The 26,178-nt window shown below is 36.2% G+C and carries 46 protein-coding genes and 1 pseudogene; 43 read left to right on the top strand and 4 right to left on the bottom strand.

Features of this window, described 5'->3' with window-relative positions; translation table 11 throughout:
• Positions 1-589: 589 nt before the first annotated feature.
• The 3 genes from KFD70_RS22400 to KFD70_RS22390 form a co-directional block, all read right to left on the bottom strand.
• Positions 590-1,120: a DUF4236 domain-containing protein gene (locus KFD70_RS22400; RefSeq protein ID WP_431613417.1), complete on the bottom strand. Its 531-nt coding sequence runs from the start codon at positions 1,118-1,120 to the stop codon at positions 590-592.
• Positions 1,121-1,355: 235 nt separating this feature from the next.
• Positions 1,356-1,760 (bottom strand): hypothetical protein, encoded by a 405-nt coding sequence (locus tag KFD70_RS22395; RefSeq protein ID WP_431613416.1) that lies wholly within the window; start codon positions 1,758-1,760, stop codon positions 1,356-1,358.
• 193 nt (positions 1,761-1,953) lie between these two features.
• Positions 1,954-2,298, bottom strand: coding sequence for a helix-turn-helix domain-containing protein (locus KFD70_RS22390; RefSeq protein ID WP_431613415.1), 345 nt, complete (start codon positions 2,296-2,298; stop codon positions 1,954-1,956).
• 505 nt (positions 2,299-2,803) lie between these two features.
• Here KFD70_RS22390 and KFD70_RS22385 point away from each other — a divergent pair.
• Positions 2,804-3,979: an AimR family lysis-lysogeny pheromone receptor gene (locus KFD70_RS22385; protein ID WP_431613419.1), complete on the top strand. Its 1,176-nt coding sequence runs from the start codon at positions 2,804-2,806 to the stop codon at positions 3,977-3,979.
• Positions 3,980-4,005: 26 nt separating this feature from the next.
• Positions 4,006-4,149, top strand: coding sequence for a hypothetical protein (locus KFD70_RS22380; RefSeq protein WP_431613414.1), 144 nt, complete (start codon positions 4,006-4,008; stop codon positions 4,147-4,149).
• A gap of 313 nt (positions 4,150-4,462) precedes the next feature.
• Here KFD70_RS22380 and KFD70_RS22375 read toward each other — a convergent pair whose 3' ends face one another.
• Positions 4,463-4,804 carry a helix-turn-helix domain-containing protein gene (locus tag KFD70_RS22375; RefSeq protein WP_431613413.1) on the bottom strand — a complete coding sequence of 114 codons (342 nt, stop codon included), beginning with the start codon at positions 4,802-4,804 and terminating at the stop codon, positions 4,463-4,465.
• A 188-nt stretch (positions 4,805-4,992) separates the two neighbouring features.
• Here KFD70_RS22375 and KFD70_RS22370 point away from each other — a divergent pair, with 188 nt between their 5' ends.
• From KFD70_RS22370 to KFD70_RS22170, 41 genes and pseudogenes are all read left to right on the top strand, one after another.
• Positions 4,993-5,235, top strand: a complete 243-nt coding sequence (locus tag KFD70_RS22370) for a helix-turn-helix transcriptional regulator (RefSeq protein WP_431613412.1) — start codon at positions 4,993-4,995, stop codon at positions 5,233-5,235.
• A 17-nt stretch (positions 5,236-5,252) separates the two neighbouring features.
• Complete coding sequence (locus KFD70_RS22365) at positions 5,253-6,026, top strand: BRO family protein (protein WP_431613411.1); 774 nt, start codon at positions 5,253-5,255, stop codon at positions 6,024-6,026.
• 3 nt (positions 6,027-6,029) lie between these two features.
• Positions 6,030-6,143 carry a FeoB-associated Cys-rich membrane protein gene (locus KFD70_RS22360; RefSeq protein ID WP_431613410.1) on the top strand — a complete coding sequence of 38 codons (114 nt, stop codon included), beginning with the start codon at positions 6,030-6,032 and terminating at the stop codon, positions 6,141-6,143.
• Positions 6,136-6,273, top strand: a complete 138-nt coding sequence (locus KFD70_RS22355) for a hypothetical protein (RefSeq protein ID WP_431613409.1) — start codon at positions 6,136-6,138, stop codon at positions 6,271-6,273. The genes KFD70_RS22360 and KFD70_RS22355 overlap by 8 nt, the downstream gene beginning before the upstream one ends.
• A gap of 424 nt (positions 6,274-6,697) precedes the next feature.
• Positions 6,698-7,114 carry a YopX family protein gene (locus tag KFD70_RS22350; protein WP_431613408.1) on the top strand — a complete coding sequence of 139 codons (417 nt, stop codon included), beginning with the start codon at positions 6,698-6,700 and terminating at the stop codon, positions 7,112-7,114.
• A 105-nt stretch (positions 7,115-7,219) separates the two neighbouring features.
• Positions 7,220-7,420 carry a hypothetical protein gene (locus KFD70_RS22345; RefSeq protein ID WP_431613407.1) on the top strand — a complete coding sequence of 67 codons (201 nt, stop codon included), beginning with the start codon at positions 7,220-7,222 and terminating at the stop codon, positions 7,418-7,420.
• Position 7,421: 1 nt separating this feature from the next.
• Entirely contained in the window at positions 7,422-8,357 is a 936-nt protein-coding gene (locus KFD70_RS22340; protein WP_431613406.1) for a YqaJ viral recombinase family nuclease, read from the top strand.
• Between the two features lie 13 nt (positions 8,358-8,370).
• Entirely contained in the window at positions 8,371-9,180 is an 810-nt protein-coding gene (gene recT, locus KFD70_RS22335; RefSeq protein ID WP_431613405.1) for a recombination protein RecT, read from the top strand.
• Positions 9,181-9,194: 14 nt separating this feature from the next.
• Positions 9,195-9,386, top strand: coding sequence for a hypothetical protein (locus KFD70_RS22330; RefSeq protein WP_431613404.1), 192 nt, complete (start codon positions 9,195-9,197; stop codon positions 9,384-9,386).
• Positions 9,379-9,599, top strand: a pseudogene (locus KFD70_RS22325) (hypothetical protein). Before KFD70_RS22330 ends, KFD70_RS22325 begins: the two are co-directional and overlap by 8 nt.
• A complete protein-coding gene (locus tag KFD70_RS22320) occupies positions 9,600-10,382 on the top strand; it encodes a conserved phage C-terminal domain-containing protein (protein ID WP_431613403.1) in 783 nt (260 codons plus the stop codon). It begins immediately after the preceding pseudogene.
• Positions 10,383-10,392: 10 nt separating this feature from the next.
• Positions 10,393-11,700, top strand: a complete 1,308-nt coding sequence (locus KFD70_RS22315) for a replicative DNA helicase (RefSeq protein WP_431613402.1) — start codon at positions 10,393-10,395, stop codon at positions 11,698-11,700.
• A gap of 4 nt (positions 11,701-11,704) precedes the next feature.
• The gene (locus KFD70_RS22310) at positions 11,705-11,917 is read left to right on the top strand and encodes a hypothetical protein (RefSeq protein ID WP_431613401.1); all 213 of its coding nucleotides are present in this window, start codon (positions 11,705-11,707) and stop codon (positions 11,915-11,917) included.
• A gap of 12 nt (positions 11,918-11,929) precedes the next feature.
• Positions 11,930-12,325 carry a hypothetical protein gene (locus tag KFD70_RS22305; protein WP_431613400.1) on the top strand — a complete coding sequence of 132 codons (396 nt, stop codon included), beginning with the start codon at positions 11,930-11,932 and terminating at the stop codon, positions 12,323-12,325.
• 1 nt (position 12,326) lies between these two features.
• Entirely contained in the window at positions 12,327-12,596 is a 270-nt protein-coding gene (locus KFD70_RS22300) for a hypothetical protein (protein ID WP_431613399.1), read from the top strand.
• A 19-nt stretch (positions 12,597-12,615) separates the two neighbouring features.
• Positions 12,616-13,023 (top strand): hypothetical protein, encoded by a 408-nt coding sequence (locus KFD70_RS22295; protein ID WP_431613398.1) that lies wholly within the window; start codon positions 12,616-12,618, stop codon positions 13,021-13,023.
• A 12-nt stretch (positions 13,024-13,035) separates the two neighbouring features.
• Entirely contained in the window at positions 13,036-13,767 is a 732-nt protein-coding gene (locus KFD70_RS22290) for a sigma-70 family RNA polymerase sigma factor (RefSeq protein ID WP_431613397.1), read from the top strand.
• Between the two features lie 28 nt (positions 13,768-13,795).
• Positions 13,796-13,942 (top strand): Fur-regulated basic protein FbpA, encoded by a 147-nt coding sequence (locus KFD70_RS22285; protein ID WP_431613396.1) that lies wholly within the window; start codon positions 13,796-13,798, stop codon positions 13,940-13,942.
• Positions 13,926-14,213, top strand: coding sequence for a hypothetical protein (locus tag KFD70_RS22280; RefSeq protein WP_431613395.1), 288 nt, complete (start codon positions 13,926-13,928; stop codon positions 14,211-14,213). Before KFD70_RS22285 ends, KFD70_RS22280 begins: the two co-directional genes overlap by 17 nt.
• Positions 14,203-14,445 (top strand): glutaredoxin family protein, encoded by a 243-nt coding sequence (locus KFD70_RS22275; RefSeq protein WP_431613394.1) that lies wholly within the window; start codon positions 14,203-14,205, stop codon positions 14,443-14,445. Before KFD70_RS22280 ends, KFD70_RS22275 begins: the two co-directional genes overlap by 11 nt.
• A gap of 12 nt (positions 14,446-14,457) precedes the next feature.
• Positions 14,458-14,679, top strand: a complete 222-nt coding sequence (locus KFD70_RS22270) for a hypothetical protein (protein ID WP_431613393.1) — start codon at positions 14,458-14,460, stop codon at positions 14,677-14,679.
• Complete coding sequence (locus KFD70_RS22265; protein WP_431613392.1) at positions 14,645-15,130, top strand: dUTP diphosphatase; 486 nt, start codon at positions 14,645-14,647, stop codon at positions 15,128-15,130. The genes KFD70_RS22270 and KFD70_RS22265 overlap by 35 nt, the downstream gene beginning before the upstream one ends.
• 39 nt (positions 15,131-15,169) lie before the next feature.
• Positions 15,170-15,445 carry a hypothetical protein gene (locus KFD70_RS22260; RefSeq protein WP_063220754.1) on the top strand — a complete coding sequence of 92 codons (276 nt, stop codon included), beginning with the start codon at positions 15,170-15,172 and terminating at the stop codon, positions 15,443-15,445.
• 57 nt (positions 15,446-15,502) lie between these two features.
• Positions 15,503-15,691, top strand: a complete 189-nt coding sequence (locus KFD70_RS22255) for a hypothetical protein (protein WP_431613391.1) — start codon at positions 15,503-15,505, stop codon at positions 15,689-15,691.
• Positions 15,692-15,846: 155 nt separating this feature from the next.
• The gene (locus tag KFD70_RS22250) at positions 15,847-16,092 is read left to right on the top strand and encodes a hypothetical protein (RefSeq protein WP_431613390.1); all 246 of its coding nucleotides are present in this window, start codon (positions 15,847-15,849) and stop codon (positions 16,090-16,092) included.
• 37 nt (positions 16,093-16,129) lie between these two features.
• Complete coding sequence (locus KFD70_RS22245; RefSeq protein WP_431613389.1) at positions 16,130-16,537, top strand: hypothetical protein; 408 nt, start codon at positions 16,130-16,132, stop codon at positions 16,535-16,537.
• A gap of 44 nt (positions 16,538-16,581) precedes the next feature.
• Positions 16,582-17,631, top strand: a complete 1,050-nt coding sequence (locus KFD70_RS22240) for a phosphoadenosine phosphosulfate reductase domain-containing protein (protein ID WP_431613388.1) — start codon at positions 16,582-16,584, stop codon at positions 17,629-17,631.
• 35 nt (positions 17,632-17,666) lie between these two features.
• A complete protein-coding gene (locus KFD70_RS22235; RefSeq protein ID WP_431613387.1) occupies positions 17,667-17,948 on the top strand; it encodes a hypothetical protein in 282 nt (93 codons plus the stop codon).
• Between the two features lie 97 nt (positions 17,949-18,045).
• Positions 18,046-18,408, top strand: a complete 363-nt coding sequence (locus KFD70_RS22230; protein ID WP_431613386.1) for a YopX family protein — start codon at positions 18,046-18,048, stop codon at positions 18,406-18,408.
• Between the two features lie 29 nt (positions 18,409-18,437).
• Positions 18,438-18,611 carry a hypothetical protein gene (locus KFD70_RS22225; protein ID WP_431613385.1) on the top strand — a complete coding sequence of 58 codons (174 nt, stop codon included), beginning with the start codon at positions 18,438-18,440 and terminating at the stop codon, positions 18,609-18,611.
• A gap of 16 nt (positions 18,612-18,627) precedes the next feature.
• Positions 18,628-19,050: a DUF1064 domain-containing protein gene (locus KFD70_RS22220; RefSeq protein WP_431613384.1), complete on the top strand. Its 423-nt coding sequence runs from the start codon at positions 18,628-18,630 to the stop codon at positions 19,048-19,050.
• Between the two features lie 254 nt (positions 19,051-19,304).
• On the top strand, positions 19,305-19,676 hold the full coding sequence (locus KFD70_RS22215) for an ArpU family phage packaging/lysis transcriptional regulator (RefSeq protein WP_000441079.1): 372 nt from the start codon (positions 19,305-19,307) through the stop codon (positions 19,674-19,676).
• 1,104 nt (positions 19,677-20,780) lie between these two features.
• A complete protein-coding gene (locus KFD70_RS22210; RefSeq protein ID WP_431613383.1) occupies positions 20,781-21,062 on the top strand; it encodes a hypothetical protein in 282 nt (93 codons plus the stop codon).
• 237 nt (positions 21,063-21,299) lie between these two features.
• Entirely contained in the window at positions 21,300-22,085 is a 786-nt protein-coding gene (locus KFD70_RS22205) for a prohibitin family protein (protein ID WP_431613382.1), read from the top strand.
• 83 nt (positions 22,086-22,168) lie between these two features.
• Positions 22,169-22,648 carry a hypothetical protein gene (locus KFD70_RS22200; RefSeq protein WP_431613381.1) on the top strand — a complete coding sequence of 160 codons (480 nt, stop codon included), beginning with the start codon at positions 22,169-22,171 and terminating at the stop codon, positions 22,646-22,648.
• Between the two features lie 4 nt (positions 22,649-22,652).
• A complete protein-coding gene (locus KFD70_RS22195) occupies positions 22,653-22,904 on the top strand; it encodes a transcription initiation factor TFIIIB (RefSeq protein WP_431613380.1) in 252 nt (83 codons plus the stop codon).
• Positions 22,905-22,918: 14 nt separating this feature from the next.
• Positions 22,919-23,092 (top strand): hypothetical protein, encoded by a 174-nt coding sequence (locus tag KFD70_RS22190; RefSeq protein ID WP_431613379.1) that lies wholly within the window; start codon positions 22,919-22,921, stop codon positions 23,090-23,092.
• A gap of 222 nt (positions 23,093-23,314) precedes the next feature.
• The gene (locus tag KFD70_RS22185; RefSeq protein WP_241818301.1) at positions 23,315-23,542 is read left to right on the top strand and encodes a hypothetical protein; all 228 of its coding nucleotides are present in this window, start codon (positions 23,315-23,317) and stop codon (positions 23,540-23,542) included.
• Positions 23,543-23,625: 83 nt separating this feature from the next.
• Positions 23,626-23,943, top strand: coding sequence for a hypothetical protein (locus KFD70_RS22180; RefSeq protein ID WP_431613378.1), 318 nt, complete (start codon positions 23,626-23,628; stop codon positions 23,941-23,943).
• A 62-nt stretch (positions 23,944-24,005) separates the two neighbouring features.
• The gene (locus KFD70_RS22175; protein ID WP_431613377.1) at positions 24,006-24,908 is read left to right on the top strand and encodes a terminase small subunit; all 903 of its coding nucleotides are present in this window, start codon (positions 24,006-24,008) and stop codon (positions 24,906-24,908) included.
• Positions 24,889-26,166 carry a PBSX family phage terminase large subunit gene (locus KFD70_RS22170; protein WP_431613376.1) on the top strand — a complete coding sequence of 426 codons (1,278 nt, stop codon included), beginning with the start codon at positions 24,889-24,891 and terminating at the stop codon, positions 26,164-26,166. Before KFD70_RS22175 ends, KFD70_RS22170 begins: the two co-directional genes overlap by 20 nt.
• Positions 26,167-26,178 lie beyond the last annotated feature (12 nt).

The following is a 26,178-nucleotide window of genomic DNA, read 5'->3' as shown; positions in this document are numbered from 1 at the left end:
GTGAACAGAACTGAATTAAAAGGTATTTTGCCATTCCTGTAAGGTTACAATCATCAAGTAGAGCGTTCTCCACAACGCTGTGTCCTCGTTTCCGAGCGTGTTTAAAAACATCATTTGCCATTAAAAAAACCTCCAATTTCCACCCCGACCGAAAAATGGGTATAGGAAACTAGAGGTTTGTTATTCACATTTTTAAAAATATATGCTATCATACAGATAGATATTAAATATGTGAAAACAAACCTCGCGTTCTCATTTTCATCGGTTGTCGGGCGGCCAAACTCAACAAACCAATGGAAATCCTGTCGGGGTTTTATTTTTTATATAAAAGTATTTGTTTTGAAATCTATGTATCTATCCTTAATCATAGCAGAATCTTGACGAAAAAAGAAGAGTAATCAGGAAGCTTAACGAGGATTAGGGAAATCTCTAATAAGATAAAATTACATTTCACTAGAGGAAAAACGAGATTTTACTGTTTTGCCAGTGGGGTATGAATGTATTACGATAAAGTTGTTCATCCAACTGAACAGCTTCCTTTGGATCCTTGCACATTGTGCGGGGATTTTTTCATAAAGAATAGGCACCCTTATGAGTGCCTATTTATTATTAGAGTACTTTTACAACAAGAGCATTGCATCTCTTTTTGTTTAAATACTAAGTGTTGCCCTTTGCATGTTGGGCATATTACGCCAACAGGTGTCAAACTTAATCGATAGCATATAAAACCGATTACTGCAAATACTATTGCGAGTAAAATTTTTATGAACGACACTGAAGTGATAAATGCAATAAACATTAAAATAGATAGTGGTTTTGCTATTTTCCGAGTATTAATAGTAGCTTGGCTATCCCTAATTGTTATAGCGTCTACTTCCACTGTTTGAGGAGTATATATTGGTTTTTGATAATCTAATTCTTCTATGCTTGTTGACTTATTATTGATTTGTTTTTGATAAGAAATACCTGTTCCAGGGATTGAAGTTGTAACTCTTGTTCCTGATGGGCCAAAACTAACACGAGCTCCTTTTACACCAATACTAATTCCTATTCCCTTTTTGCTTGCATTTAACTTAATACCAGGGGCTATTTGCTTACTTTTATGAAATCTAAATCCCATATTTGTGATTCCTTTCCCTATTTATAAGTTCTTTATTAAAAATATCATAACAAAGCGGTAGAGGATATATTGTTGTATTTTGTAAATTTCATAAAGAAAAGACACCTTAAGGTGCCTTTCTCCGACTTGAACCACTCTACTTTTAATAATATAAATTGAATTCCCATCCAATTACCATTTTACCATATTTATCTATATTGGTTATTGAGAAAATATAAAGTGATCCTTTGAGTGTCTATTTCATTCCTGATTGTGATTTAGAAGAAACTCGTTTAGCTCCATCTTTTTCAACGAATGTTAAAGTGAAGTTTGCGCCCAAGTTTCCATTTATGTTTTTAGTCCAACTAGCTATACTCATTTTGAATTCGCCTGTTTGTGAATCTGATGTATTAGAAGGATCACCAAATTTCGAAACGATGTCTTGATATGTATCTCCACCTTCACCACTCATAGCATCTCCAGCTTTAATAGAATCATAATCAGCAAGAGTAATTTTTTTCTTCTCTTCCTTTTTCGTTTCCTGTTTCGGTTCAGTGGAAGTTTTTTCTGTTGAGTCTCCTCCACCCATAGCGCCGATGATAACTCCGATAACAATTAGTGCAATTACTCCTAAACATCCAAATTTAAAAATTTTACCCATTATTATGTTTCCTCCAGTACCCAAATGTAAGATTTCCGAAACTATCATAACAGAAACGGTTACAACTATTTTGTCAGATTCTGTCGAACGAAATAAAAAAGAGAGCCGAAGCTCCCGATTGGGTAAAATGGTCAAATAATGTCAAATTTTACCACTGGATATTGGAAAACTTTTCCCCTAAAATGAAAACAAATCAGAACGTTTCTTGGTTGTCTTTTATCATCCGTATGAACAATAAGACTTGCTTACAAAATCTTTCCTTCTGAGCTTCATCCAACGACCCATACGTCGATTGAGCTTCAGAAAGGACTTGTTGTATGGGTTCATCTTGGAATTCGTTAGAAAAGCCAACAAGAACGTCTAATGATACATTAAAAAAGGAGGCGATATTGAATAAAGTTTCAAGATCAGGTTGGAATCTGTCAGTTTCCCAATTCTTTATTTGGCTTTGACTCAAGTTAAGCCTGTCAGCTAATTGATGTTGAGTTAAGCCACGTGACTTTCTTAATTGTTTTAAAGTTTGTCCAAAGAGTATCATAATAGTTAAAGTATAAATATCTAACTATCACACTACTACAATTAGTTGTTTTATCAACTAATTTCATATTTTTAGGTGTTTAGTGACTAACATTCGAATAAAAATAAGAACACTCGTTCTCATTTTCGGTTTTATGTGGTAAAATCTAGATATGAGGTCTTTTGTATAATTTTTTTCATAAAGGAAACGTTGCAACTTAGCGTTTTTCTAATTTTCTCAAGACTTGTCTGATAACTCCATGACCGAATATTGGGAAATTTGTGTTATTATGAAAACAAATAAAAAAACGGACGCAAAAAAGACCCACGGTGTAAAAGGTGTTGGTAGCACCTTCTACACTGCCCCCTAACCAGTCTAGGGAACATTGTCGCGGATCTTGCACACAGATATTATAACACAACTTAGAGTGAGAGTGACACGTTTTCCTTTATATGTAAGAAATTGGGGTACGTGCCTTTTTGTCCAAAAAGGGAGGACAAATGTTGTGCAAGAATTATTAACTAATATGAATGAAACTTTAAAATCAAACGGTTACACTAACAGGAAACTAGCTAAACGCTTTGATGTGACACACACTACGGTGAATGGTTATTTCAAAACAAAAGGGAAATTTGATTTCATGCACTTTGTAGATGCACTAAGATTATACAAGCCGAATGACGTTGAATTCCGTAGAAAATGGGTAAAAAAAATGACCCCCCATTTATCACATAAAAATTTAAAATTAGCATTAGAAGTGTTAGATATGTTTGGGGAATATGAGCTTCAAGATGTGGTAATGCAACAGATAACGAGTCCTAAAAACAATGGAGACGAAAAAGAAAAGAAAAAAGGAAATTCAAAAACTGTACGGATAAACTTAAACTTAGTTCCTTTATACAGAACTTTGCGAGAAAGAAGCGAAAATACAATTACTCCTAAGATGTTCTTTGAGAAAGTTGATAAAATGAGAAAAAAGCAAAAGTATACAGATAATGAATTGGTAATATTATCAGTTTTAAATACAATATACTCTTTTTTTGATTTAGGTAATTACAAGATGGTTAATGAATATATCCAGCAATTATTACCTGATATTCTAGAAATCAAATGCCATACCTTAAGGGATTCATTTTTATTAAGAATAAAAGAAATGAATATTTTCGTGGAATTACACGAAAACAATTTAGATAGAGCTCGCAATATATGTTTTGAAATAATTAATGATGAAACGAATTGTTACGTCAGCACTAAAGCAGTTGCATACTGTAAAGTTGGAGAAAGCTATGTTTTTTCTGATTATCAGAGAGCGAAAGAATATATGGAGAAATCATTAGAAATTATCGGAAATCCGGTAAATAAGAAGTTAGAACTACGAAGAGATAAAGTTTTAAATACGCTTTTATTTTTAAGAATACATCATGAGAAAGATTTACATACTATAAATCCAGAAGAATTAGATAAAGCTGAAAAGGCGTTTTTATATGTAAAGTTAGGCGAAAATCAAAAAGCTATTGAAATTTTACAAGATTTACAAAATGAAAATGGTTATCTTAGTAGTTTTCAGTTGTATTATATGGGTCTTGCGGTTGGAGGAGAAAAAGGAAAAAAATACTTAGAAATGTCCATAGAAAGTTTTTCTAAATCAGGTGATTTTTTCTATATATCTCTACCAAAAGCAGCCCTAGAATGTTATAATTGAGTCATATATAAAAGGTGGTGAAGCACTTGAAAACTAAGCTAATTAAAGCGATTTTATCTATCGCTACTGTAGCTTGCCTTTCTGTGACAGCGTTCCAATTTACAGATCGAGAAGCTAATGAAACACAAATATCCAAGTATATGGTTGATCCAGGCCCAGGCGGCGGTTAATAAATATATATTAAAAATGACAGTGTCGAATGTGACACTGTCATTTCTGCTTTATAGGGAGTGGAAACATTTTGACGTAAACGACAAAAACTTTCCACTTTAGAAAAGGTATATAAATTATTAGGATGCAGGGGGAATTTATGATGACAAAAGAGCAATTATTAAAACAGGCGGCAATTGAATGGTTATTAAAAAGCGGTAACGATGATGTAGAGGAATTACTAAAAACAACTACATTAAGTACGTATAAAGAAGAATAGATAAAAAGAAAAAAAGACTACCAATATTGGTAAGTCTTTTTGTTTATATACCATTATTTTTTTGCTTTTTGGTACTGCACAAACATTTCTAAATGCTCTAGAGCTTTTTCTTGATCCGCATCCCCTAATTCCGAAATTAGTTTTTCGAGTTTCTTTGCCATTTCAGTCGCTTTATCATCTTGCTCTTTTGTTAGACGTGGATCTTCAGAACGTCCTAGTAAGTAATCTGTAGTTACTTTATAATAATCCGCAATCTTTTGTATTAAGTGTAAATCAGGTTCATTACGATCGTTTTCGAAGTGAGAATATCTAGGTCTAGAAATTTCAATACCTTTCGCTACCTCTTCCTGGGTCCTGTTACCTCTCAACGTTTTTAACTTTTCTCCAAATGTCATTTTATATAATCCCCTCTCGCACCGTGTCAATAAATAATTCAATATCTTTATTATAGATACAAATTGTATCACTTTAAACCCCTTTTATAAAAAAGATATAAAATGTATCAAAATGTGTTGACGATATGAAACGTATCATTTATACTACAGTTAACGATACAAAATGTATCAAAACGGTAGGTGATTAAATGAGGAAAAGAGTTATAACCGAACGTACAGCAAGGAATTTAACACAAGAAGCACTAGCAGAGGCTTTAGAATTATCAGCTGTATTTGTTCGCAAGATAGAAAAGGGTGAAAGGAACCCTAGTATCAAGACAATGAAGAAATACCAAAGGTTCTTTGGAGTTAGGGCAAATGATTTATTCCCTGACATTTTTAATGACCTTGATGATACAAAATGTATCAAAGATACGAAACTTATCGGATAGAGAGGGAGAAAAATAGAATGAACCAATTACAAAAATTCTCACACAACATGTTCGGCAACTTAGAAATTCTTATTAAAGAGGGGAAAGAATACTTTCCAGCAACTGATGTGGCAAAGGTATTAGGGTATTCAAATCCACAACAAGCTATTCGAAAGAATTGCAAAGAAGATGGGTGCTACACCGTAGCAGTCACAGATTCGTTAGGAAGACAACAACAAAAACGCTTCATCAACGAACCAAACTTATACCGCTTAATCGTTAAATCAAAACTTCCACAAGCGGAACAATTTGAAAAATGGGTGTTTGAAGAAGTGCTTCCAACAATCCGAAAACACGGAGCATACATGACAGACCAAGCGCTCGAAAAAGCAGTAACTGATCCAGACTTTATGATTGGCCTTCTCACTAACTTAAAAGAAGAAAAAGCAAAACGAATTGAAGCTGAGCGAAAAGTATTGCAACAACAACCACTGGTAACATTCGCTGAAGCTTGTATGCAGTCAGAACAAACGCTGAAAGTTAGTGAAGTTGCAAAACTGGCAACTAAACAAGGAGTGAAAATTGGTCAGCGTCAGTTATTTACAAAACTTCGAGAATGGGAGTTAATGTTCAAACGTTCTACTGAACCAACTCAAAAAGCAGTTGAAAGAGAATTATTCGAGGTTACACAAGGCGTTAAGAAAAAACCAAATGGTGAAGCCTTCACATGGACAACAACATACGTAACACCAAAAGGACAAGCCTACATCATAGACCGACTGAAGAAAGAAATGGAACAGGAGGCGATGTAAACGGTGGAACACTCAACGTCATTAGCAATCTTCGCAGTAATAGTCGTGAGTATATTCTATCTGATTTATAGAATTGATGTTTGGGATAAGAAAACAGGGTGGTCACAGGATGAATAAAGAGCAGCGAGATAAAGACGAACGAGAGAAAATCATCGCAATGATACGTGATTTAAGAGCTAGAGGAGTACATAACAGCGCAGATAAGGTTGAGGAAGTACATAAGAAGTATATCACTCTAGCTAAATAACTGATAAAGGGGAAAGGCGAAATGATAACAAAAGGAAAAATGAATACAGGTTTATGGAATTTATACTCACTTAATTTACATTCTAAAATTCGGGGTTACTGGGATATAGAAATTAGAATATCAGTACCAAAATCAATAAAAGTCGTCTTAGCGACTATAAATGAAGTGAAAACTTCGAAGCCCTTTAAGCTAAGAGCGTTGCTAGAATGGTTAATCCATGCTAGCAGGTAGGGAAGAAATAGCGAGAGCGAGCCACGATCCTGATAAAGGGGAGCCGCGCCACAATACATCGCAGGTCATCGCCAAGACGTCTTTTCTTAGGACAAGCACTGTGCTTGTCATCATGATCAGGAGCGGACACCCACACCCCTCCACCGCGCTTCTGGTCATGATGATGCGCATAGCATCAGAAAGGGGAATTGAGATGAGAGAAATTAAGTTTAGAACATGGGATAAAAAGTATCACATGTTGGAATATGATGCTTCACCCGATTTGTTAATTGGTACAGATGGAAAAGTATATCAAAAAGAAGAACGAAACTACGCTGGAACATCTTATGTTGAGTATGAAGTTGCAAATTATTATGAAATCATGCAATACACAGGATTAAAAGACAAGAATGGTAAGGAGATTTATGAAGGGGATATTGTAAGTCGTCATGAAGGCGGGATTCATTTTCAAGAAGAACCACTTGCTGAACATGTTGTTAGATGGGGAAAGTTTGGATGGTCTCCTTTTGAAATCGGACAAGGATATCAAAAGTGTGTATACGGTGAAATTTACGAATTTATAGTCATTGGAAATATCTACGAAAACCCAGAGTTACTTAAAACAAAATAAAAAACCGCCCTACCCCTAGGACGGTTTGAAGAAAACAAATGTAAAAAACTCTTACCCATATTATAACACATTTGTTTTCTCCAAGTAAACGAGGAGGAATAGAAAATGATTGAAAATCCAGTATTAATTGGTAACCATCATGACTCTCTAACAAGAGACTTCATCGAATATTGTGCAGGTTGCTTCGGAGAAATCTATTACGGTGAAAGTTGCTTAGATTTCGATGGTGATTACTTACATGCAGAAACAGAATGCATCAAACAATATGTAGAGTCTCATTCTACAAAGAAAGTTGCAGGTGAATGAGATGGAAGCGAACGTATTAATTACAACTAAGGATATGGCCCATGAACAATGGTTAGAAGCAAGAAAGGCTGGAATTGGTGGTTCGGATGCAGCAGCTATTGCGGGATTAAATAAATGGAGTTCACCAATCGGTGTTTATTACGACAAAACGAGTGAAATCAATAAGGATCAGTTACCAAGTGAAGCGGCATACTTCGGGAATGTATTAGAGGAAATTGTAGCAGATGAGTTCAGTAAACGAACTGAATTGAAAGTTAGAAAGTGCAATGCAATCTTACAACATCCTGATTACCCTTGGATGCTTGCAAATGTGGACAGGCTCATTATTGGTGAGAAAGTTGGTCTTGAATGTAAAACGGCTTCTGAATACTTAAAGAAAGAGTGGGAAGGCGAAGAAATCCCAGCATCTTACCTCATTCAATGTCAACACTATATGGCTGTAACAGGTTATAAAGCATGGTGGATTGCAGTTCTCATTGGTGGTAACAAATTCATCTATAAAAAGATTGATCGTGATGAAGAAATCATTCAGTACCTAATCGATATAGAAAAAGATTTTTGGCTAAACCATGTGGAGAAAGGAATCCCTCCAATGTTTGATGGTTCGGAAGCATCGGCAACATTGCTTAAAGAAATGTATCCAGATTCGGTTGAAGATAGCGAGATCGAGCTAGGTAATGAAGTTGAGTTATTAATAGAAGCTCGTGACCAAGTGGATAAAGAAATAAAAGCATTAGAAGAACAAAAAACAGAGTACGAAAACAAAATTAAAGCAAAACTTGGCCCGAATGAAGTTGGAAAAACCGAGAATTACAAGATTTCATGGAAAACACAAACTTCTAACAGACTTGATAGTAAACGTTTAAAAGAAGAGCAACCAGAGTTGTACAAGCAGTACTCAAAAGAATCTAAAAGTAGAAAATTCACAGTTAAATAGGGGGAAATAAACAATGGCAAACAATGAATCTATTAAAAATAAATTAGCAAATCGTACTGAAAATAAACCTGCAAGTCCTGAACAAACAGTTGAAGCATATATGAAAAAAATGGGTCCGAGAATGGCGGAAGTACTACCGAAGCACATGGACATGGACCGTATGAGCCGTATAGCTCTTACAACGATTCGAACAAACCCAGCGTTATTAGAATGCACAGTACCTTCCCTAATGGGAGCGGTGATGCAAGCGGTGCAGCTAGGATTAGAGCCAGGATTACTAGGGCATTGCTATTTACTTCCTTTCAACAAAAACTTTGGTACTAAAGAAAACCCAAAATGGGGTAAAGAAGTTCAATTCATTATCGGATACAAAGGAATGATTGATCTTGCAAGACGTTCTGGTCACATTCAAAGCATTTACGCTCATGCAGTGTACGAAAATGACGAGTTTGAATATGAATTGGGCTTACATCCTCAGTTAAAACATAAACCTTCATTTGGAGATCGTGGAGCGTTTATCGGAGCTTATGCAGTGGCACATTTTAAAGATGGTGGATATCAAATGGAATTCATGCCAGTAAGTGAGATTGAAAAGCGTCGTGGACGCTCTAAATCAAAAGATTTTGGCCCATGGAAAAGCGATTACGAAGAAATGGCAAAGAAAACAGTCGTGAGATCGATGTTTAAATACTTGCCAATCAGTATAGAAGTTCAAACGCAAGCTCAACAGGACGAAGTGATTCGCAAAGATATCACAGAGGAACCAGAGTTTATTGAAGCGGAAGAAACAGAACAAGTTGAAGTGTTAGAACAAACAAACTAAGGAGATGAAAACCCATGCTGAACCAACAAATTATATCAAATGTCGTCCTCCCAGCATGGGTCATGGAGGATGCAAAAACAGAACAAGAGATTAAGAGGAACGCTTGCAGGTATATCAATCGCATACCAAAGCGTTATCCCGGATATAAGGTTTTGGAAGTTAATGACGGTATAGCAAAATGCGAAAGGATGACGATTGATGTTTAAGATACCAGTAAGACGTGGATCTATGAAAGAAATGATAAAAGCGGTTCGTGATTTAGAAGCAAGAGGTTATGACTATATAACTCCAATTAAGAAAGTATATAGAGCGGAAAAACTTTTTATAACGACGGAAAGTTTAAAGGGAAGGACAAGATTCGATTCACGGGCATGGAGGATCATGTTAGTTACGAATGTTGGATGAAGAAGGTGAATTAATTGAGTAATTACAACACAATACGGACCATTATTTCTCAAATAAGCGGACAAGAGAACATAGTTGTTGTACCAAAGTTGTTCGTTAAATTGACAGGTGATCTTACAACAGCAATCCTTCTAAATCAAATCGTTTTTTATAGTGACAAATCAAAACGGACAGACGGTTTCTTCTATAAAACATATAAAGAATGGGAAGAAGAAATATGTTTAACCGAAAGACAAGTTAGATACTCTACTAAAAAATTAGTAAACGCTGGTTTTGTTGAGACAACTTTAAAGAAAGCGAACGGAGCGCCTACAGTTCACTATAAATTGGATTTTAACAAATTGTTAGATTCGATTCTTACAAATTGTCAGAATGGAAACTTACAAATTGTCGGAATGGAACCTGACAAAACGTCGGAATCTTTAACAGAGATTACTACAGAGAATACAACAAAGAATAATATATGTGCTGCTAAAGCAGACACGAAGAAGAAGCCTAAAAAGAATTCTTACAGTGATGATTTTGAAGAAATATGGAGTATCTATCCAAAGAAAAGAAACAAACCAAAAGCATATCAACGTTATAAAGAAGCTTTGGATAAAGATCATAGTCATGAAGACATTAAACATGGAATTGCATGCTATGCAAAAGATTGCGAGAAACAAAATACAGAATTACAGTACATCAAAATGTTAGAAGGTTTCCTAAATGACGAAAGATACCTTGAATACAAAAAGACAGAACCAAAGCAAAAGAAACAACAAACAGCGATCTCTATTGATAATTTACTTGATTGAGGTGTAACGGATGGATAAGTACCAGGTTCAATACGAAAACGAATGTTATAGTCTCGGCATGATGATGCGAGATAACAGTTTAATAGATGAAACAAGATTAAAACCGAAACATTACATGAATCCTCATAACAAAAACCTTTTTAAAGTTATGAAGGAATTACGAAATGAGGACAAGCCAGCTGATATGAACTCTCTTGCTCAAGTAGGAGAGAACAGAATGGCTACATTTGGTGGAGTAAACACATTAAGCACAGTTTACGAATTCGGAGTGTTAACGCATAACTTCAAATTTACGCAGGACAAAATGATTGAGTTTGTTGCAATTGAAGAAGCACTGAGTGAGGTTGAAAACTTCAAAGAGAAATCGAAATTCGTTCACAGTTCTAAACAACTGAATGAGCTAATTTCCAAGATTAATAATGTGCAAGTTGCCACTATAAAGCCACAGCCTTCGTTTAAAGAGAAGTTACAAATGAGGGTGCAACAACATAGCGCTATGCCGGAACATGGATTGAGCGGAACGCCAACAGGGTTTACGAGTCTTAACAAAGCATTGGATGGATGGCAACCTTCAGATTTAATCATTGTAGCAGCAAGGCCATCAGTCGGAAAGACAGCCTTTGTATTAGAAACAATGAGAAGGGGCGCAAAGGCATCGCAAGATTACATGGGAACATTCTTCTCTTGTGAAATGGATGAAACGAAGATCATTGATAGATGGATTGCAACAGAAGGAAAGATTCCAGTAGCTACAATGAACAATCCAAATAAGTTCTTTAATGGCCGCCAAGAATATTGGGAGAAATACCACAAAGCATGCGGAGAGTTAGCAGAACTCAATATAAATGTTCGCTCTGAGAATAACATTAACGAGATTCGTGCGGTGATTCGCAAAATTGTTAAAGAAAATCCAGGTAAGAAACATCTCTTTGCTATCGACCACTTAGGACATGTTGATATAGACGAATCCTTTGACAGCAACCATCTGAAATTTACATACATCATGAAACAACTGAAAGAAATGCAGAAGGAATTTAACGTGCCTATTATCCTCGTAGCACAGCTGAATCGTGGAGTGGAAGGAAAGCAAGATAAAGCGCCGACAATGGCTGATATAAGGGAATCAGGAAGTATAGAGGAGATTGCAGACGTGATTATCTTCCCGCATCGACCAGCTTACTTTGATAGAGAGCAAAGAGAAGTGGAAGACATACATGATGTTGAGTTAATTATTGCAAAGAACCGTAACGGATTCGTTGGAACATTACCGTTTCAGTTCGTTAAAAAGACTAATTTATTCATCGACCGAGGAGCGTGACCTAATGACGATTTTAGATATGTACACAGAAGCGAAGAAGGACGGAATCGTAAGTGCTTGGCTACTGATTGAATACCTTGTATTTGAACGAAAAGCAGTAACCTTTGCTGATGAAGTGGACAAGCTGAATTACTTCTTTGAAGAAAGATTCAGAAACAAAATGAACGAGTATTTAGCAGATTATATGATACAGCGCGGTATTAGCGCAGCGGCGTAAGGGTGATGAGGAATGGCAAAGGATGAAGAGAAGTTAAAGGAACTTTATGCAAGAGCAGCAGGATTGAATGAGGATCTTCCAGGGGATTTGCTCGAAAAACTCAAGATATATGGAGATATTCTCTCACTGACAGGAAAATTGCATGCAGCATCATTAAGTGACTGGAAGATGGCCGAGGCAGTTCGGAAGGAAACAATAGCGAAATGCTTCACTTACAATCCAAATGGAACAGCAAAAGAACGTGAGATGCAAGCGGAATTTGCTGCAAGTGACCATCGGAAAGCAGAAGCACAAGCGGAAGCTAACTGTATGAGATGGAGAAATGCATACAATTCCACATCTGAAATTATAAACATCTTGAAGATACAACTTAAAGATATGAAAGATCTGAAAAACGGAGGCGTTTAAGATGGCAGGACAGCTATCATTTGACGACATATTAGGAACTTTCGACTACAAAGCAAAGAGCACAGCGGAGCAATTCCTCTCGAAGAATCCAGTTATACCAACGTATGCGGTAGAGTTCTATGACAAAGACGAAAAACAGAAATTACGCTGGTTTGAAGCGAAGACAGAGGGCGAAGCCGAGGGAATGGCTAGAGATAAATACGGCAGGATTCAAATTATTAAGACCTATGTTTCGGATAGGACACTTAAAGAAATTATGGAGTTGGATTAGAAAGGAGAATATCTGAACGATGAAAATGAATTACCAAGTGCCTACCACTAAAGAAATCCAACAAGCAGCATCGATTGGAATTAGTAATAAGTTACTTGATCAAAGATTGAGACAAGGGTGGACAATGGAACGAGCAATAACATCTCCAGTAGGAACAAGTTACGAAGGTAGAGAGAAAAATGTAAAAATGCTGAAATTGGCTAAGAAAACAGGTATTAGCGAATCGACATACTATCGACGTCTCAGAGAAGGAATGACACCGTATGACGCCGCTACAACGCCAAAAGAAGAAAAGTACAGCGAATATATCGTGATTGCTACAAAGAATGGGATCGAACCTAAAACATTTTACAAAAGAGTAGAAAGAAAGATGGATCCGTTAGTGGCAGCAACAAAGCCTTTACGAAAGCGTAAGAAAATTATCTAGGAGGGAGAAAAGGTGAATTCAGAAGTGGAAGATATCAAAACGATGGATGATGAAGAGTTCATGAACAAATACGAAAAACTTGTTCATTACTATGTTCATAAATCATTTGCAGGACGAGCGAAAAGCGTAGAACATGAAACGAACTTAGATATGGATGATTTAGTGCAATGCGGAATGATGGGGTTAGTGAAAGCTAGAAACGGATTTGAGCCAGAGCTCGGATTTAAATTTTCAACTTATGCTGTACCTAGAATACTAGGAGAAGTGAAGAGATGGATTCGCGATTTACAAAAGATTAAGGTTTCGAGAGAAGTGTACAGAACTAAAGGGAATATTGCAGTAAAGCAGTTGGAGGGGGAAGGAGTAGAGAAAATTGCAAGTGTATTGGATGTTTCAGAAGAAACTGCAAAATTAGCTTTAGATTTCGACTCCAAGACAACTTCAATTCATCAGGTGATTTATCGATCTGGAGAAGGTGAGGACATTACTTTAGAGAGTATGTTGATGGATGAAACTTCTGAGGATGAGCAAGAAGATGTTAATAACAAGATTGTTCTCCAATCATTCTTAAATACACTAGACAGCCGAGAATACATCATATGGGATCTTCATTCTAAAAATATAAAGCAACGAGATATCGGAAAAGAACTTAAGACAAGTCAAGCTCAGATATGCAGAGTGTTAAAAAGAATTAATAAAAAAGCTGAAGCATACGGAGAAAAGAAGATGTTGCAAGCGATTTAAAGGAAGACTATGTGAAAGGCATGAGGTAATGGACAGGAAACAAATCTACATCGATGTGTTATTAACGAAAGGGATTTATAAGGAAGAAGATACAGGGCGGCAGCTTTATGAGATGTCAGAGCAGGAGCTGTTTGAATTGATAAAAGGGGATGGGGAGAATGAGGAAGGATATTGAAAAAGTTATTAGTCAATTGTGTGAAGCAGCAACAGAAAGCAATAAGTATGCTGACGAAGCATTCGCGAAAGGGGATTCTGGGCTTTCCGGATACCATAAAGGTCAATCAGAAGCTTTCCTTTGTACTGCACTAGCTTTATCTAAAGTGATGCTTGAAGATACTTTAAAAAATCATGAGGAGATGAAGGAAATGAAACAAATGGAGAACAGTGTATATGAAATCACTCAACTATTAGCAGGAGCAAAGGAGACTGAACGAAATGGCAACTAAGATCGTTATGTATACAAAAAACGATTGTCCAAACTGCAAGCGAGCAAAGCATTTCTTAGGATTCGCGCCAGTAGAGATTGAATTGGAAGAAAGAAATATTGAAGAAAACATTACTTATAAAGCGGAAGCTGATGAGTTAGGTTTAATGAGTTTACCAGCTTTTAAGTTTGAAAACGGAAATGTCGTGAGAGGATTTGAAGAAGGAAAGATCATGAACGAATTAGGACTATAAAGGGGTGTTTGGATGAAGACTGAACATATTGATCTGTATGAACAAGCACTGAATCATGAGCAAGGACAGGCTAATAAGTGGTTTTGCGAGATTAATAATTTACGAGCACAGTTACAGATGGCAGAGTCACATTACAAACACCACAAAGAAGAAAGTGAACGATTACAAACTTTAGTTATGAGATGGAAGGGGCAAGGACATGAACTTACGAGTGAAAATCAAGCGGTTAAATGAATCAGTAGAGATTCCTAAATATGCCAGAGAATTTGATGCTGGTTTCGATCTAGTAGCAGCAGAGGATGTAATTATTAATCCGGGAGAAACAAAAGTGATTCCCACAGGCCTTGCGTTCGAGATCCCACCAGGATATGAACTTCAAGTAAGACCGCGGAGCGGGATTTCACGTAAAACATTTTTAAGAGTGGTCCTTGGTACGGTGGATAGTGGTTTTAGAGGTGAGGTAGGAGTTATAGTCAGCAATACATCATATCTAGGAAACTCAATTACGCTAGGAATCAATGATGAACACGGAATATGTGCAAGCGTTAAATATGAAATCAAAAAAGGAGACAGAATTGCTCAAGGCGTCATAGCACCAGTGGAAACAGCTCATTTTGTGGAAGTGGACAAGTTATCGGAATCAGAAAGAGGAAAAGGTGGGTTCGGATCTACAGGGGTAAAGTAAGACCAAATTTGAATTTTATTAAGAAATGAGGGGCGAGAAATGAAATACGCAAAGGTTAGCGGTAATAATGTGGTAATCAAATTACCAATTGATATGTTAGTAGTCGCTTTTAATGATAATCCAAATAATTATGATGAAGAAATTAAAGTTAAATACAAAAGGAAATTTGCTGAAGGATTCGCTGAACATGTAAACGAGCATAGCAGTAATGGCGAAACAGGTTTAACGGTGTTCCAAGAGTGGATTGACCAAATCTTTGAAGAAATGATTGAAGGCGACTCATCTTATATTAAATATCCTAAGGAAGAATTATAACAAAAGCGTTATTTTGTCAAGAAGGGAAGATAAAAGATGGAGACCAATGACCAACGGATGCGAAGAATAGTGAAACAGCTTGCAACAGATAGATTAAATGAACTGGGTTGGGAATTTAAAAAGGTTACTTTGGGTTACGAACTATTAGATGAAAAAGGAGAATTAATTAAGACCTTTGGTGGTTACGCAACTTTACATCTATATCTTGAAGAACAAAGAATGAGTGGTGAATCGGATGCAAGGTAAATGTACGAAATGTAAACAAAAGTCTGGAAGGTTCGTTAAATTCCGAGGAGAAACAATTTGTTGGTTGTGTTATCAAAAAATTCCGTATGCAGATAAAGTGAAAGAAATACAAGAAGAAAACCAAACAAAATAGTTATTTTGGAGGGAAAAGAGAAATGACTAAATTAGAAATACTAAACAAGTTAGCTGAGAATATTGAAAATTATGATGCGGATAACGAGATTTTATATTTCGCATATGTACCACGTACTGAAGCGAATTTGGAACTTTTCTTAGAGTTAGTAGATAACGGTAATGAAATTGAAGATGCGCTAGACACTCCTAAAAGAATCGATTTGGTTCCAGTTTGTTGGAAATATTCGAATTGGTTTACAGGTGAACGCTTTCTTTATAAAAACTAAACAAAATTCTTATTTTGGAGAAAAAGGGGAACAAAAGATGAATTATAAAGTGTTTACAAGTACAAGCGGTTTAGAACTAATTGTTAAACATAGAAAGTCAGCGGTTATTTTCGAAGCAAACACAGAGCAAGCAGCTGAAAAGAAACATGATTTCACATTTGAATTCACTTCTCAAGTGTTTAGTGGATTACTAGAATACATTGAAGAAATTTCTAATAAGTCTTGGTCGAACTTAATCTCGAAGGAATGCGATAGCTTCGGGAGTGATTATTACGAGTATTATGACAGACCACTTGATAACAATGGCTATCTGAGAATAGGAAAGAATGTACTATTCCTTGAAAGACCAACTACAGAAAGTGAAAGGTTATATAAATTTGATAAAAGAAAAATGCAATCGTTTATTTATGATTTTAGGAAATTAGCAATTCCTGAAGCATCGTAATTTAAAACAAAAACGCTATTTTATTAGAAAGGAGGGATCACCAATTGCTTAGTTTAGAACTTGCTATAGAAGACGCATTGTATCGAATAAAAAGGGAGTACGAAAGAACAGGCGGGAAGATCTACCTTTCTTTTAGCGGAGGCAAAGACAGTCGGGTGGTAATGGAACTTCTTATCATGGCTGGTCTTGCTGATAAAGTAACAGCAGCCTTCGCGAATACACGAATAGAGCTAGGAGCGACTGTACGATATGTGAAAGAGCTAAGGGATACCATTTACCCTAACACGGAGTTCCTGAAACCAAGAAAGCCATTCGGAGCGATCCTAAAGGAATATGGAAAACCAGCGTTATCTAAATTAAAAAGCGAAGCGTTGAGCACATATCAGAACAATATGGATGATCCACTAAGTTCCGCTCGAGTACGGCAAATGATTTCAGGGGAAGCGGAGAAAGGTGGGGAGAAGCAAGGATTTAGAACAATGTACTCACTTCCGCTATCTAAATTCCACTTCCTACATCCTGATCGAGAGTACAAGGTAGCGAATAAATGCTGTCAGTACATGAAGAAGTATCCATTTGAAGATTACGCAAAGGAAAATGACATGCTAGGTAGTTTTACAGGAATACGAGTTGCTGAAGGTGGCGTAAGGTCAATTGCTTATACAAGTTGTGTTCATATCAAGAAGGTAAACAACAAAGATTTCATTATGTCGATGCCGATCTTTGACTGGTCAGATGAAATTGTAGACGAGTTCATTGCGAAAAGAGAGATCAGGTTATCAGATGCTTATGAGGTGTATGGAGCAACAAGAACAGGATGTATCGGATGTCCATTCTCTAAAAATATTAGAGAAGATTTGAAAACACTGTACGATCACGAACCTAATATGTATAAGGCCTCTATGAAATGGTTGGGTGATGTGTACATGGATCAGGATGTTGTCTGTGATTGGGACCCGGAATACCTAGATAAGTATATTGAAAGAAAGTCATTGAATGAGGAACGCAAGCAAGAGGTAATTGATCAATTTAATGGTGAGATATCAGAGATCAAGAAGCCGAGAAGATTATACGAGCAACTGAAATTAATATAAAAATTTCATTTTGTAGAAAAGGGGAATGGATTGATATGTACGATAAAGAGAAAGTTTACGATGAGGAAATTGCACCATTATTGCAGCAAATCTTAGAAATTTGTAAAAGAGAAGAACTTCCAATGGTCGCGCAGTTTTATTTAGCAGAAGAGTCTCCATACAGCGACTCAGTTCAACCGTTATATTGTTCGTCGGTAATCATCCCAGGCGAACGTAATGAAGAAGAGGGAATTCAGCAATTAAAATCAATTTCTCAAATTATGAAATACGGAACGAACGGGCCACCAGTGGTAATGACAGCAATGATTCGAAAATAAAAGAGCAGCTAGCAAAAGCTAACTGCTCGGGTAATGGAGAAATGGGTATCTACAGTATTTACGGAATGTTGAGTTTTATTCAGGGAGGTAGAGGGAAATGGAAACAATTGAATTTAGAGCGTGGGACATAAAACGGAAAGAAATGATTATGATTGATGATCTATATTTCTTTGAACAAGAAGGTATACATGAAATTGTAGATGGTATAGCGAAAGGGCATCATGCTGAATACAAAATCATGCAGTATACGGGCATTAAAGATAAAAATGGTAAGAAGATTTTTTTAGGTGATATTGTCAAATGTCATAATGACTTAATTTATATCGTTGAATGGCATGAGAAAGACGCTATGTTTTATTACAAAGATTCTTATGGTGATGAAGATGATGATTTGAGAATGAGTGCAGTGTCGTTCGAAATTATCGGTAATGTATATAAAAATCAAAACTTAATAAAATAATCCTTTGAATAGAAAGTGAGGTTAAAAGAATGGAAGATAACGTAAAGCTATTAGGTGCAGACGGAATGTGTGGAATGGAGTTTAAAGGGAGTAAAGTTAATGTTTATAACGATGAAGGATGCGTAATGGAAAGTATGACAACAAGGGAACATATTCAGGAAGTTATTGATTTTCTTGAAGAGTGTAAAGAACAAATGAAATAGAAAGCGAGGTTACTAGTTGATTAGAAAGAGAAGGGCGAAAATCAAGAAAAAGAATGCGCCACGGATTAAAAGTATTCCTACTGTCGTTGATGGAATACAATTCGATTCCAGGACCGAGGCAAGGTATTACAGGTATTTAAAGAATAGAAGTGATGTCGCTCAAATAGAGTGCCATCCTTCTTACACTCTTATTCCGTCATTTACGATTAAAAGCAGTTTAACGAAATCAGGTAAGTCAAAAAAGGAAGCATTAAAGTTTACACCAGACTTTAAAGTAACGTACTCAGATGGACGTGTAGAGGTTATAGATGTAAAGGGCAGTAAGAAGGCTATAAACGATGGATTTCCGATTAGAAGGAAGTTATGGGAGTTCCAACACCAGCAGGAGTTAATTGTTGAGATATGGGACAAGGATACAAGGAAGTGGACAAGATCTTAAAGGAGTTGAACGGATGAAAAAGATTTATGTGTGGGATCGTTTTGAAAATGGTTTACAAGTAGTAGACGTATATTTCAGCAAACCAAAGCGTTTTACGTATACTGAGTGGATTTAATGGATAACGGAACCATGCAGAGTAGATTGGTGGGGGCTACTTTACTAAGCATCGTTCCCTTATTCAGAAGATAGGTATTAAAATTTCACATACCTGATGTAAGTGTAAAAACTAAAATTCGAAATAGGGGGATTCCTTCATGGAGAGACAATTAACATTATTACCGGCTATCGATGATAAGAAAGTACAAAAGGAAGTAGTAAGCGTGTTAAAGGAATACAGAGCACTCAAGATGCGATTTAGTAATGATGTGGAGCAGGAAGGAATCAGTTTATTCCCTGAGTTACGTGATTCAAGGAATACGAGTAAATGGAAGGTGCAGCAGGTAGAGAAAGCACTTAATAATTTATTAGATGAGGACGAGCGTAAAATAGTTGAGCGGAAGTTTCTGACAAACGAGAGAGTAAAAGATTCAGATGTTTATCATGATCTACTACTTAAGAAGACATATTTCTATGAGAAGAAGCAGAGTGCGGTTAAATTGATTGCTACAGCACTTGGAATCATCTAAAAATAGCGAACAAAACGCGAACTTTTTGGGGGACTAAATAAAATGCTAAAAATTATAAATTATATGTACAAGCCCTTTGACAACCGCATATCGAAGAGGATTAGTACACCTATCAGTGAAACGTTCTTATGCGAGAATGTCACGGTAACGTATACCGCATCAAAAAAGGGGCGGGCTAGGCGGTAAGAATCCGTAATGAGACGAAAAGACCAATTGAAACTAATTAAAACATATTCCAGTATGGCGGGTGTGATATTACTCGCATTCGTCATACTGTTTCTATTGTATTTATCATTCAGCTTAGGAGTCGTCCCCTGAGTTGATAGTAAATATAATTACTATACTAGATGCCATGTTTATGATTTCCATATTTGAAAATGGAATGGGTGATGGTTCATATGATTGAATGAATCGCACAATTTCAAAACTGAAGTAATAAGTAATAAGAACAATTTTTCAATTTAAATTTAATCATTCATTTCACCTTCTAGTGATCGCTGCGAACTTTCACTAGGCAGAGAGCTTCCGCTCTTTGTTTGAGCCAATACATTGGATACCCCCCCCTCCCTGTCCGATATGTGTGTTGGTTCACGCAAGGCGTCGGAAGAAATGATACGTCTTGATACAAATTAAAGGACATTCCCATATCCGAAAATGCGGAAGGTAGGCGCCAGGTGCACGATTCACGCACATGAAAGAGGGGTTCGACTCCCTGTAGCCGTGACTCTACGGAGGATAAATGAGAAATGGTTTCGACTGTTTCTCCCTGGTTCAATATGGTTAGCACACGTGCTTATAAGAATGATAACTCCGCGGTAAATATCTTATAAGGTTAGTTATATTGTCCAGGGAGAAGTAGTTGAGACAAGAAGAGCTTTCGCTCTTTTCTCGGTCACTGACGCAAAGCGCGTAGCTTAAAGTATACAGTGCGGTGATCGAGAAAAGAATGAGAGTAATCTTATTCTTGAAGAGATACTTATTGCCATTTGTTATCTCTCTTTCCAATCCCCTCTATTGAGCTGTCACTTCGGTGGCGGCTTTTTGTTTTGTAGGATATTCTTCTTTTTTGTCGAATAAGGCTATATGACAAAGGGGGATGGTACCATGAGTTTAGAAGATAAAAAAGAAATTGTTTCGTTTACTTCAAGAGTAGAAAACTACTACTTGAGAATTAATGTTGAAGTACCAGAATTACAACTTATCTTTAAACCCACTGTATGGAATTGGGAAGTGAAAATAGCTATAGATTCCAATGATATTTATTATGGGTCTGCTGTTGAAATAAAACGTGGAGTAACAATCCCATGGAGAAAACTAAAAAAACATGAATATACAGAAGAGATGAAACAATTATGTTTAAAGTATTCAAAGAGTGGTCGTTTTTAAATTAATGCAACAAAAGCATCCATAACGGGTGCTTTTTTCTTTGTTATATAGAAATTACATAATTACTGAACAAAATGGACATAGGAGGAATAATATGTTCTCACTGTTTGTTGGTCTAATAGTCATAATTATGATTATATCAGTAGCGTGGATCATAGCTGGTAAATTAGGAATCTTTGGTTTTATAGGAAATGCAGTTTTAAAACTTAGAAACATTTTCAAGGAGGAAGAAAAATAATGAGAAAAATCATAGGAGCAACAGCATTAGGTGCAGGTCTTTTAGTTGGTGGGATTTTAATAGCAATGAGCGTAGAGGTAATCGATCAAGGGCATGCGGGTGTAGTTTATAACAGAAGTGTAGGAGTTGAAAAAGAAACATTAGGACAAGGGTGGCATTTAGTTTCTCCATTTAAACGTGTAACGGAGTATCCAGTTTCTACCGAAACAGTTCGAGTAAAGAATTTCAATGTACAAACGAAGGACGGAAAACCATTAGCAGTTAGTTTGTCTTATGACTATGCAAACGATGTAGAAAAATTACCTAAAATCTATAACAAGTTTAAAGGACAATCACCAGATGTGATAGAGAATGGATGGTTGCAAACTCGTATCAAGAAAGCTACTCTAAACGTATTTTCTAAGTATTCCGTTCTTGAAGTTTTCCAGCATCAAGGAGAGATCAATTCAGCTATTGAAAAAGAATTCCGTGGAATTGTAGGTGATACTGGATTTATGGTTGATTCTGTGACATTAGAAGCCCCAAAACCGGATGCAAATACAGCAAAAGCAATTCAAGGAGTAGTAGATGCTCAACAAAAACTAGAGAAGTTAGAAGTTGAGAAAAAACAAGCAATCGTTGCTGCGGAACGTGATATTGAAGAAGCAAAGGGTAAAGCACAAGCAAACGATATTTTAAAACAGTCTCTTTCTCCTGAAATTGTAGAAATGAAAAAGATTGAGAAATGGGACGGAAAATTACCTCAAGTAAGCGGCGGAGCTACACCGTTCGTTCAAGTTAAATAAATGATTAAACCAATAACAATTATTGTAGGCGCTACCTTCATCGGTTTAGCGTCTTATTTTATTGTGCGAAGGAAGTGATGGGAATGGGCGTGAATTCAACATCTTCATACACACCTTTGATAGTTACTGTAGGTATTAGTGAATGGGCTGGCAAGGTAATTGAAGAAGTAGATGATGCTATTCAAAAACGAAAGGGAAAAACCTTAAATCAACATGAATATAGCGAGTTAATGAATGAGATTATTGAAAGAGTCATTAAACATGCTACATATGTAGAAGGTGGACCTTTTGCTATAAAAGCTCATTGTAATAATATTGAATTACCAAAAGAAGGCGTTTCTATTAAAGAACCAATTCAAGTGAATGTACCACTACCTAATGATATTGAAAATATTCAATTCTATTCTAATAAAGAGTGTCCATATAATTTAAGTGATATGGCTACTCATCCGATAAGAATAGCAGGTGGTGGATTCGTAACTAGTTCATCACAACTTGATATTGATAAATCAGTAGAAAAGGAAATAGAGCAGTTGAGAGCGATAAGGGATGATAAGGGGTGAGGGGATGACAAAGACTATTGAATGTAAGAAGTGTCATCATCTTAATACTGAGAATGATATTGATTATATGAATACAACATGTGGAGAGTCGTGTGGTTGCGAGGGCTATGAATACGACTTAACTTGTAGTGCATGCGGCAATGAAATATATAGTGGTAGTGAATGGGGAGAATTTGATAGAACAGAAGTGTTTAATGAAATCATAGATGAGCTTGCTGAGTCTAACAAAACAAACAAACTCAACGAACAAAAATAGAGGAGGGGAAATCGATGGAGCTAGAATTATTCAAAGAACGTGTTAAGAAGAAGGTTAAAGAAGATCATGGAAATTTACCATTAGATACAGATGGATGGTTAACAGTTATTTATGAATGTCTGTTTGTGTATACAGAACATCAAAACGAAATGAGAAGAAAAATGATGTACAAAAGTATACAAAAATAGAGATAGTTAATTTAAATTGAATTTCTTTTAAAATTCATTTTCATATAAAAGAAATTAAAGTATAACAATAGAAAATAGAACATTTTCTATACTAGTTATCCGTTTGCTATAACGATGTATTTTAAATTAATTAACAAACAACGTATGGTTACAATTAATCATAAGTAGCGAATCCGCTGCTTTTTTATCTTGTGATATCCTTGTTATAAGGAGTTGATGCACTTGAAGATATATGAAGTGTATAAGGATTTTTCGGATGAATATAACCAAGATTATGAGTCATTCGGACATTTCTTAAATAAAGATAAAGCAGTTGAAAAGTTTGGTCTCGTTCTTAAAGAAAGAGAATCATTAAGTGACGAGGAAATAAAAGATGCTAAAAGAGATTGTTCATACGATGTATACTACGTTGGGTTTTATGGTGTGAAAGAAATAGATGTTATTGAATAAGTAGCCTAACAGCTGCTTTTTTATTTTATAAAGGATATTGTTTAATCTTGTCGAACCCTAAGTATATGAAAGGTGGTGACGGAATGACTAATAAAGCTAATTATACTAACGAAGATATAGAGGGTTATATATATCCTAAATTAGGAGATTATGAAGCTGTAAGTTTTTGCAAAGACGGGAATCAGATTCTTGTATTAGGAATATCTGGACCTGCTTTAGCAAATCACCATTGTGGATTGCAAAATGTAGATGTATATCGCTGGTTATGGGATAAAGGTAATGGATTTATTAATGAACTAGAAGAAAGCGAAAAATTAATGATTAAACATACCGATGTTTCAAACGGTGAGTTGACTGTCCATTGGACTAATTTAGATAAGATGCAAGATAGCTATTTGTAGTAGAAAAAACATCCTGAATGGGTGTTTTTATTTTACAAAGGAATTACCGCGAGGTGGTGAATATGGCTAGGCAACGAAGCCCAGATCGTGACAAAGCATTTGAAATATATAAAGCAAGTAAAGGTGAGAAGCCATTAATTGATATTGCAGCTGAGTTAAACCTCAAGCCTTCGCAAATCAGAAAGTGGAAATCACAAGACAAATGGGATGAGCAAATGAATGGTAACGTTACTATTGCGAAAAGGAGCGTTACCAATGTGAAAAATCCTAAAACAAAAGAAAAATTAAAAGAGATTTTAGAAGATGAAGAGCTGACTGAAAAGGAACGGCTCTTTTGTTTGTATTACGTGAAGTACTTTAATGGCACACAAGCTGCAATCAAGGCAGGATACGCCAAAGAGAGCGCACATGTGCAGAGTAGTCGTTTATTACGACGTGAACGAGTTTCTTCTTATATAAAAGAGCTTAAAGGTGAGTTGGTTGAAAATGTATTCGTGGAAGCGATGGATGTGTTGAAAGAGTACATTAAGATTGCATTTGCTGATATTACTAACTATGTGACCTTTGGGCAAAGAGAAGTTGAGTTTGAAAGTGAAGATGGAACTCCTATTACAAGAATGATGAATTTTGTTGACTTACAAGATCATGAAGTAGTTGATGGGTCGATTATTACCGAAGTAAAACAAGGAAGAGATGGTGTTTCCATTAAACTTGCCGACAAGATGAAAGCATTAGATAAATTGGCTCAGTACTTCGACTTGGTTCCTGACAACTTCAAGCGTCAAATTGAAGAAGAACGTCATCGTATGCAAAAAGAAATGCAGCATGTACAGGTTGAGAAGCTTAAAGCTGATACTGACTTCGCTAAAGAGCGCGCTGCTAAACTCAAAGGTCAAAAGAAAGATACTGGTTTGTTAGAAGCTTTAATAGAGGGGCGTAAACAATATGAGCAAAACAGCGATTAAGTTTTCCCCTAAACAATTAGAAGTTATCTATCGACCGTATAACTATACTTTCGATGTACTTGAAGGAACACCGCGTTCAGGGAAAACAACAGCAGGGCATTTCCGCTACGCTGATTATTTAACTCGAACAAGAGACACAAACCATTTAATTACTGCGTATAACCAGGAACAAGCATACCGTTTATTTATAGATGGTGATGGCACTGGGTTACAGCATATATTCGGTAATTTAGCTGAGATTAAGCATGATGAACATGGATCACACCTTGAAATACACACTCCTAACGATATTAAGAAAGTGTATTACAAAGGCGCTGGCAAAAGTAATAGTGTTGGTGCTGTAACTGGTATGTCGCTTGGTAGCGTAGTATTTTGTGAGATTAACTTACTTAATCTAGGTATGATTCAAGAATGTTTTAGGCGTACATTCGCTGCTCAAGATCGTTATCATTTAGCAGATTTAAACCCTCCCGCTCCACATCATCCAGTTATTTCAGAGGTATTTGATGTACAGGATACTCGATGGACTCATTGGACGATACAAGACAATCCGATTATTACTGAAGAACGTAAGAAAGAAATATACGATATCCTTTCGAAGAACCCTTATCTATTGGAACGAGATTGGTATGGTAAGCGGGTTATGCCACAAGGCGTTATCTACTCGATGTTTGATATGAAAAAGAATGTAATACCAGCTATTCGTGGCAAAAGGTACGAAATGTACTTTACTGCTGATGGTGGTCAATCAGATGCTACATCATGCAGTTGTCATATTGTAGTGAGGTATGAGGATAAGTTCCGACTGCTGCGTGTAGCTAACTACTATCACAGTGGGAAAGATACAGGACAAGTTAAGGCAATGTCCACTTATGCAAAAGAGATTAAAAAGTTCATAGAATGGTGCGTTATGAAGTTTGAAATGCATTATACAGAAGTGTTTGTTGACCCTGCATGTAAGTCTTTGAGAGAAGAATTGCACCTGTTAGGAATTCAAACGAGAGCAGCTGATAACAACGCTCATGATGTAAAGGGAGCAAGTAAAGGGAAAGAGGTTGGTATTGAACGACTTCAAAATTCCATTACTAATGAACAATTCATTCTCGTTGAATGTGATGAATACGATCATTATAACTTCTTAAAAGAAATTGGTATGTATGTACGTTTGGATAACGGTGAACCGATAGATGATTATAACCACGCACTAGATGAATGTAGATACGCAAACAACTACTTCTATAAACAATACGTAAAATAAGGCGGTGAGAAC

It is taken from the genome of Bacillus pfraonensis (assembly GCF_050768835.1).
In the GTDB taxonomy this organism is placed as follows: Bacteria; Bacillota; Bacilli; order Bacillales; family Bacillaceae_G; genus Bacillus_A; species Bacillus_A pfraonensis.
Note: the sequence above shows the minus strand (reverse complement) of the source record. Positions and strands in the feature narration are given on the sequence as shown.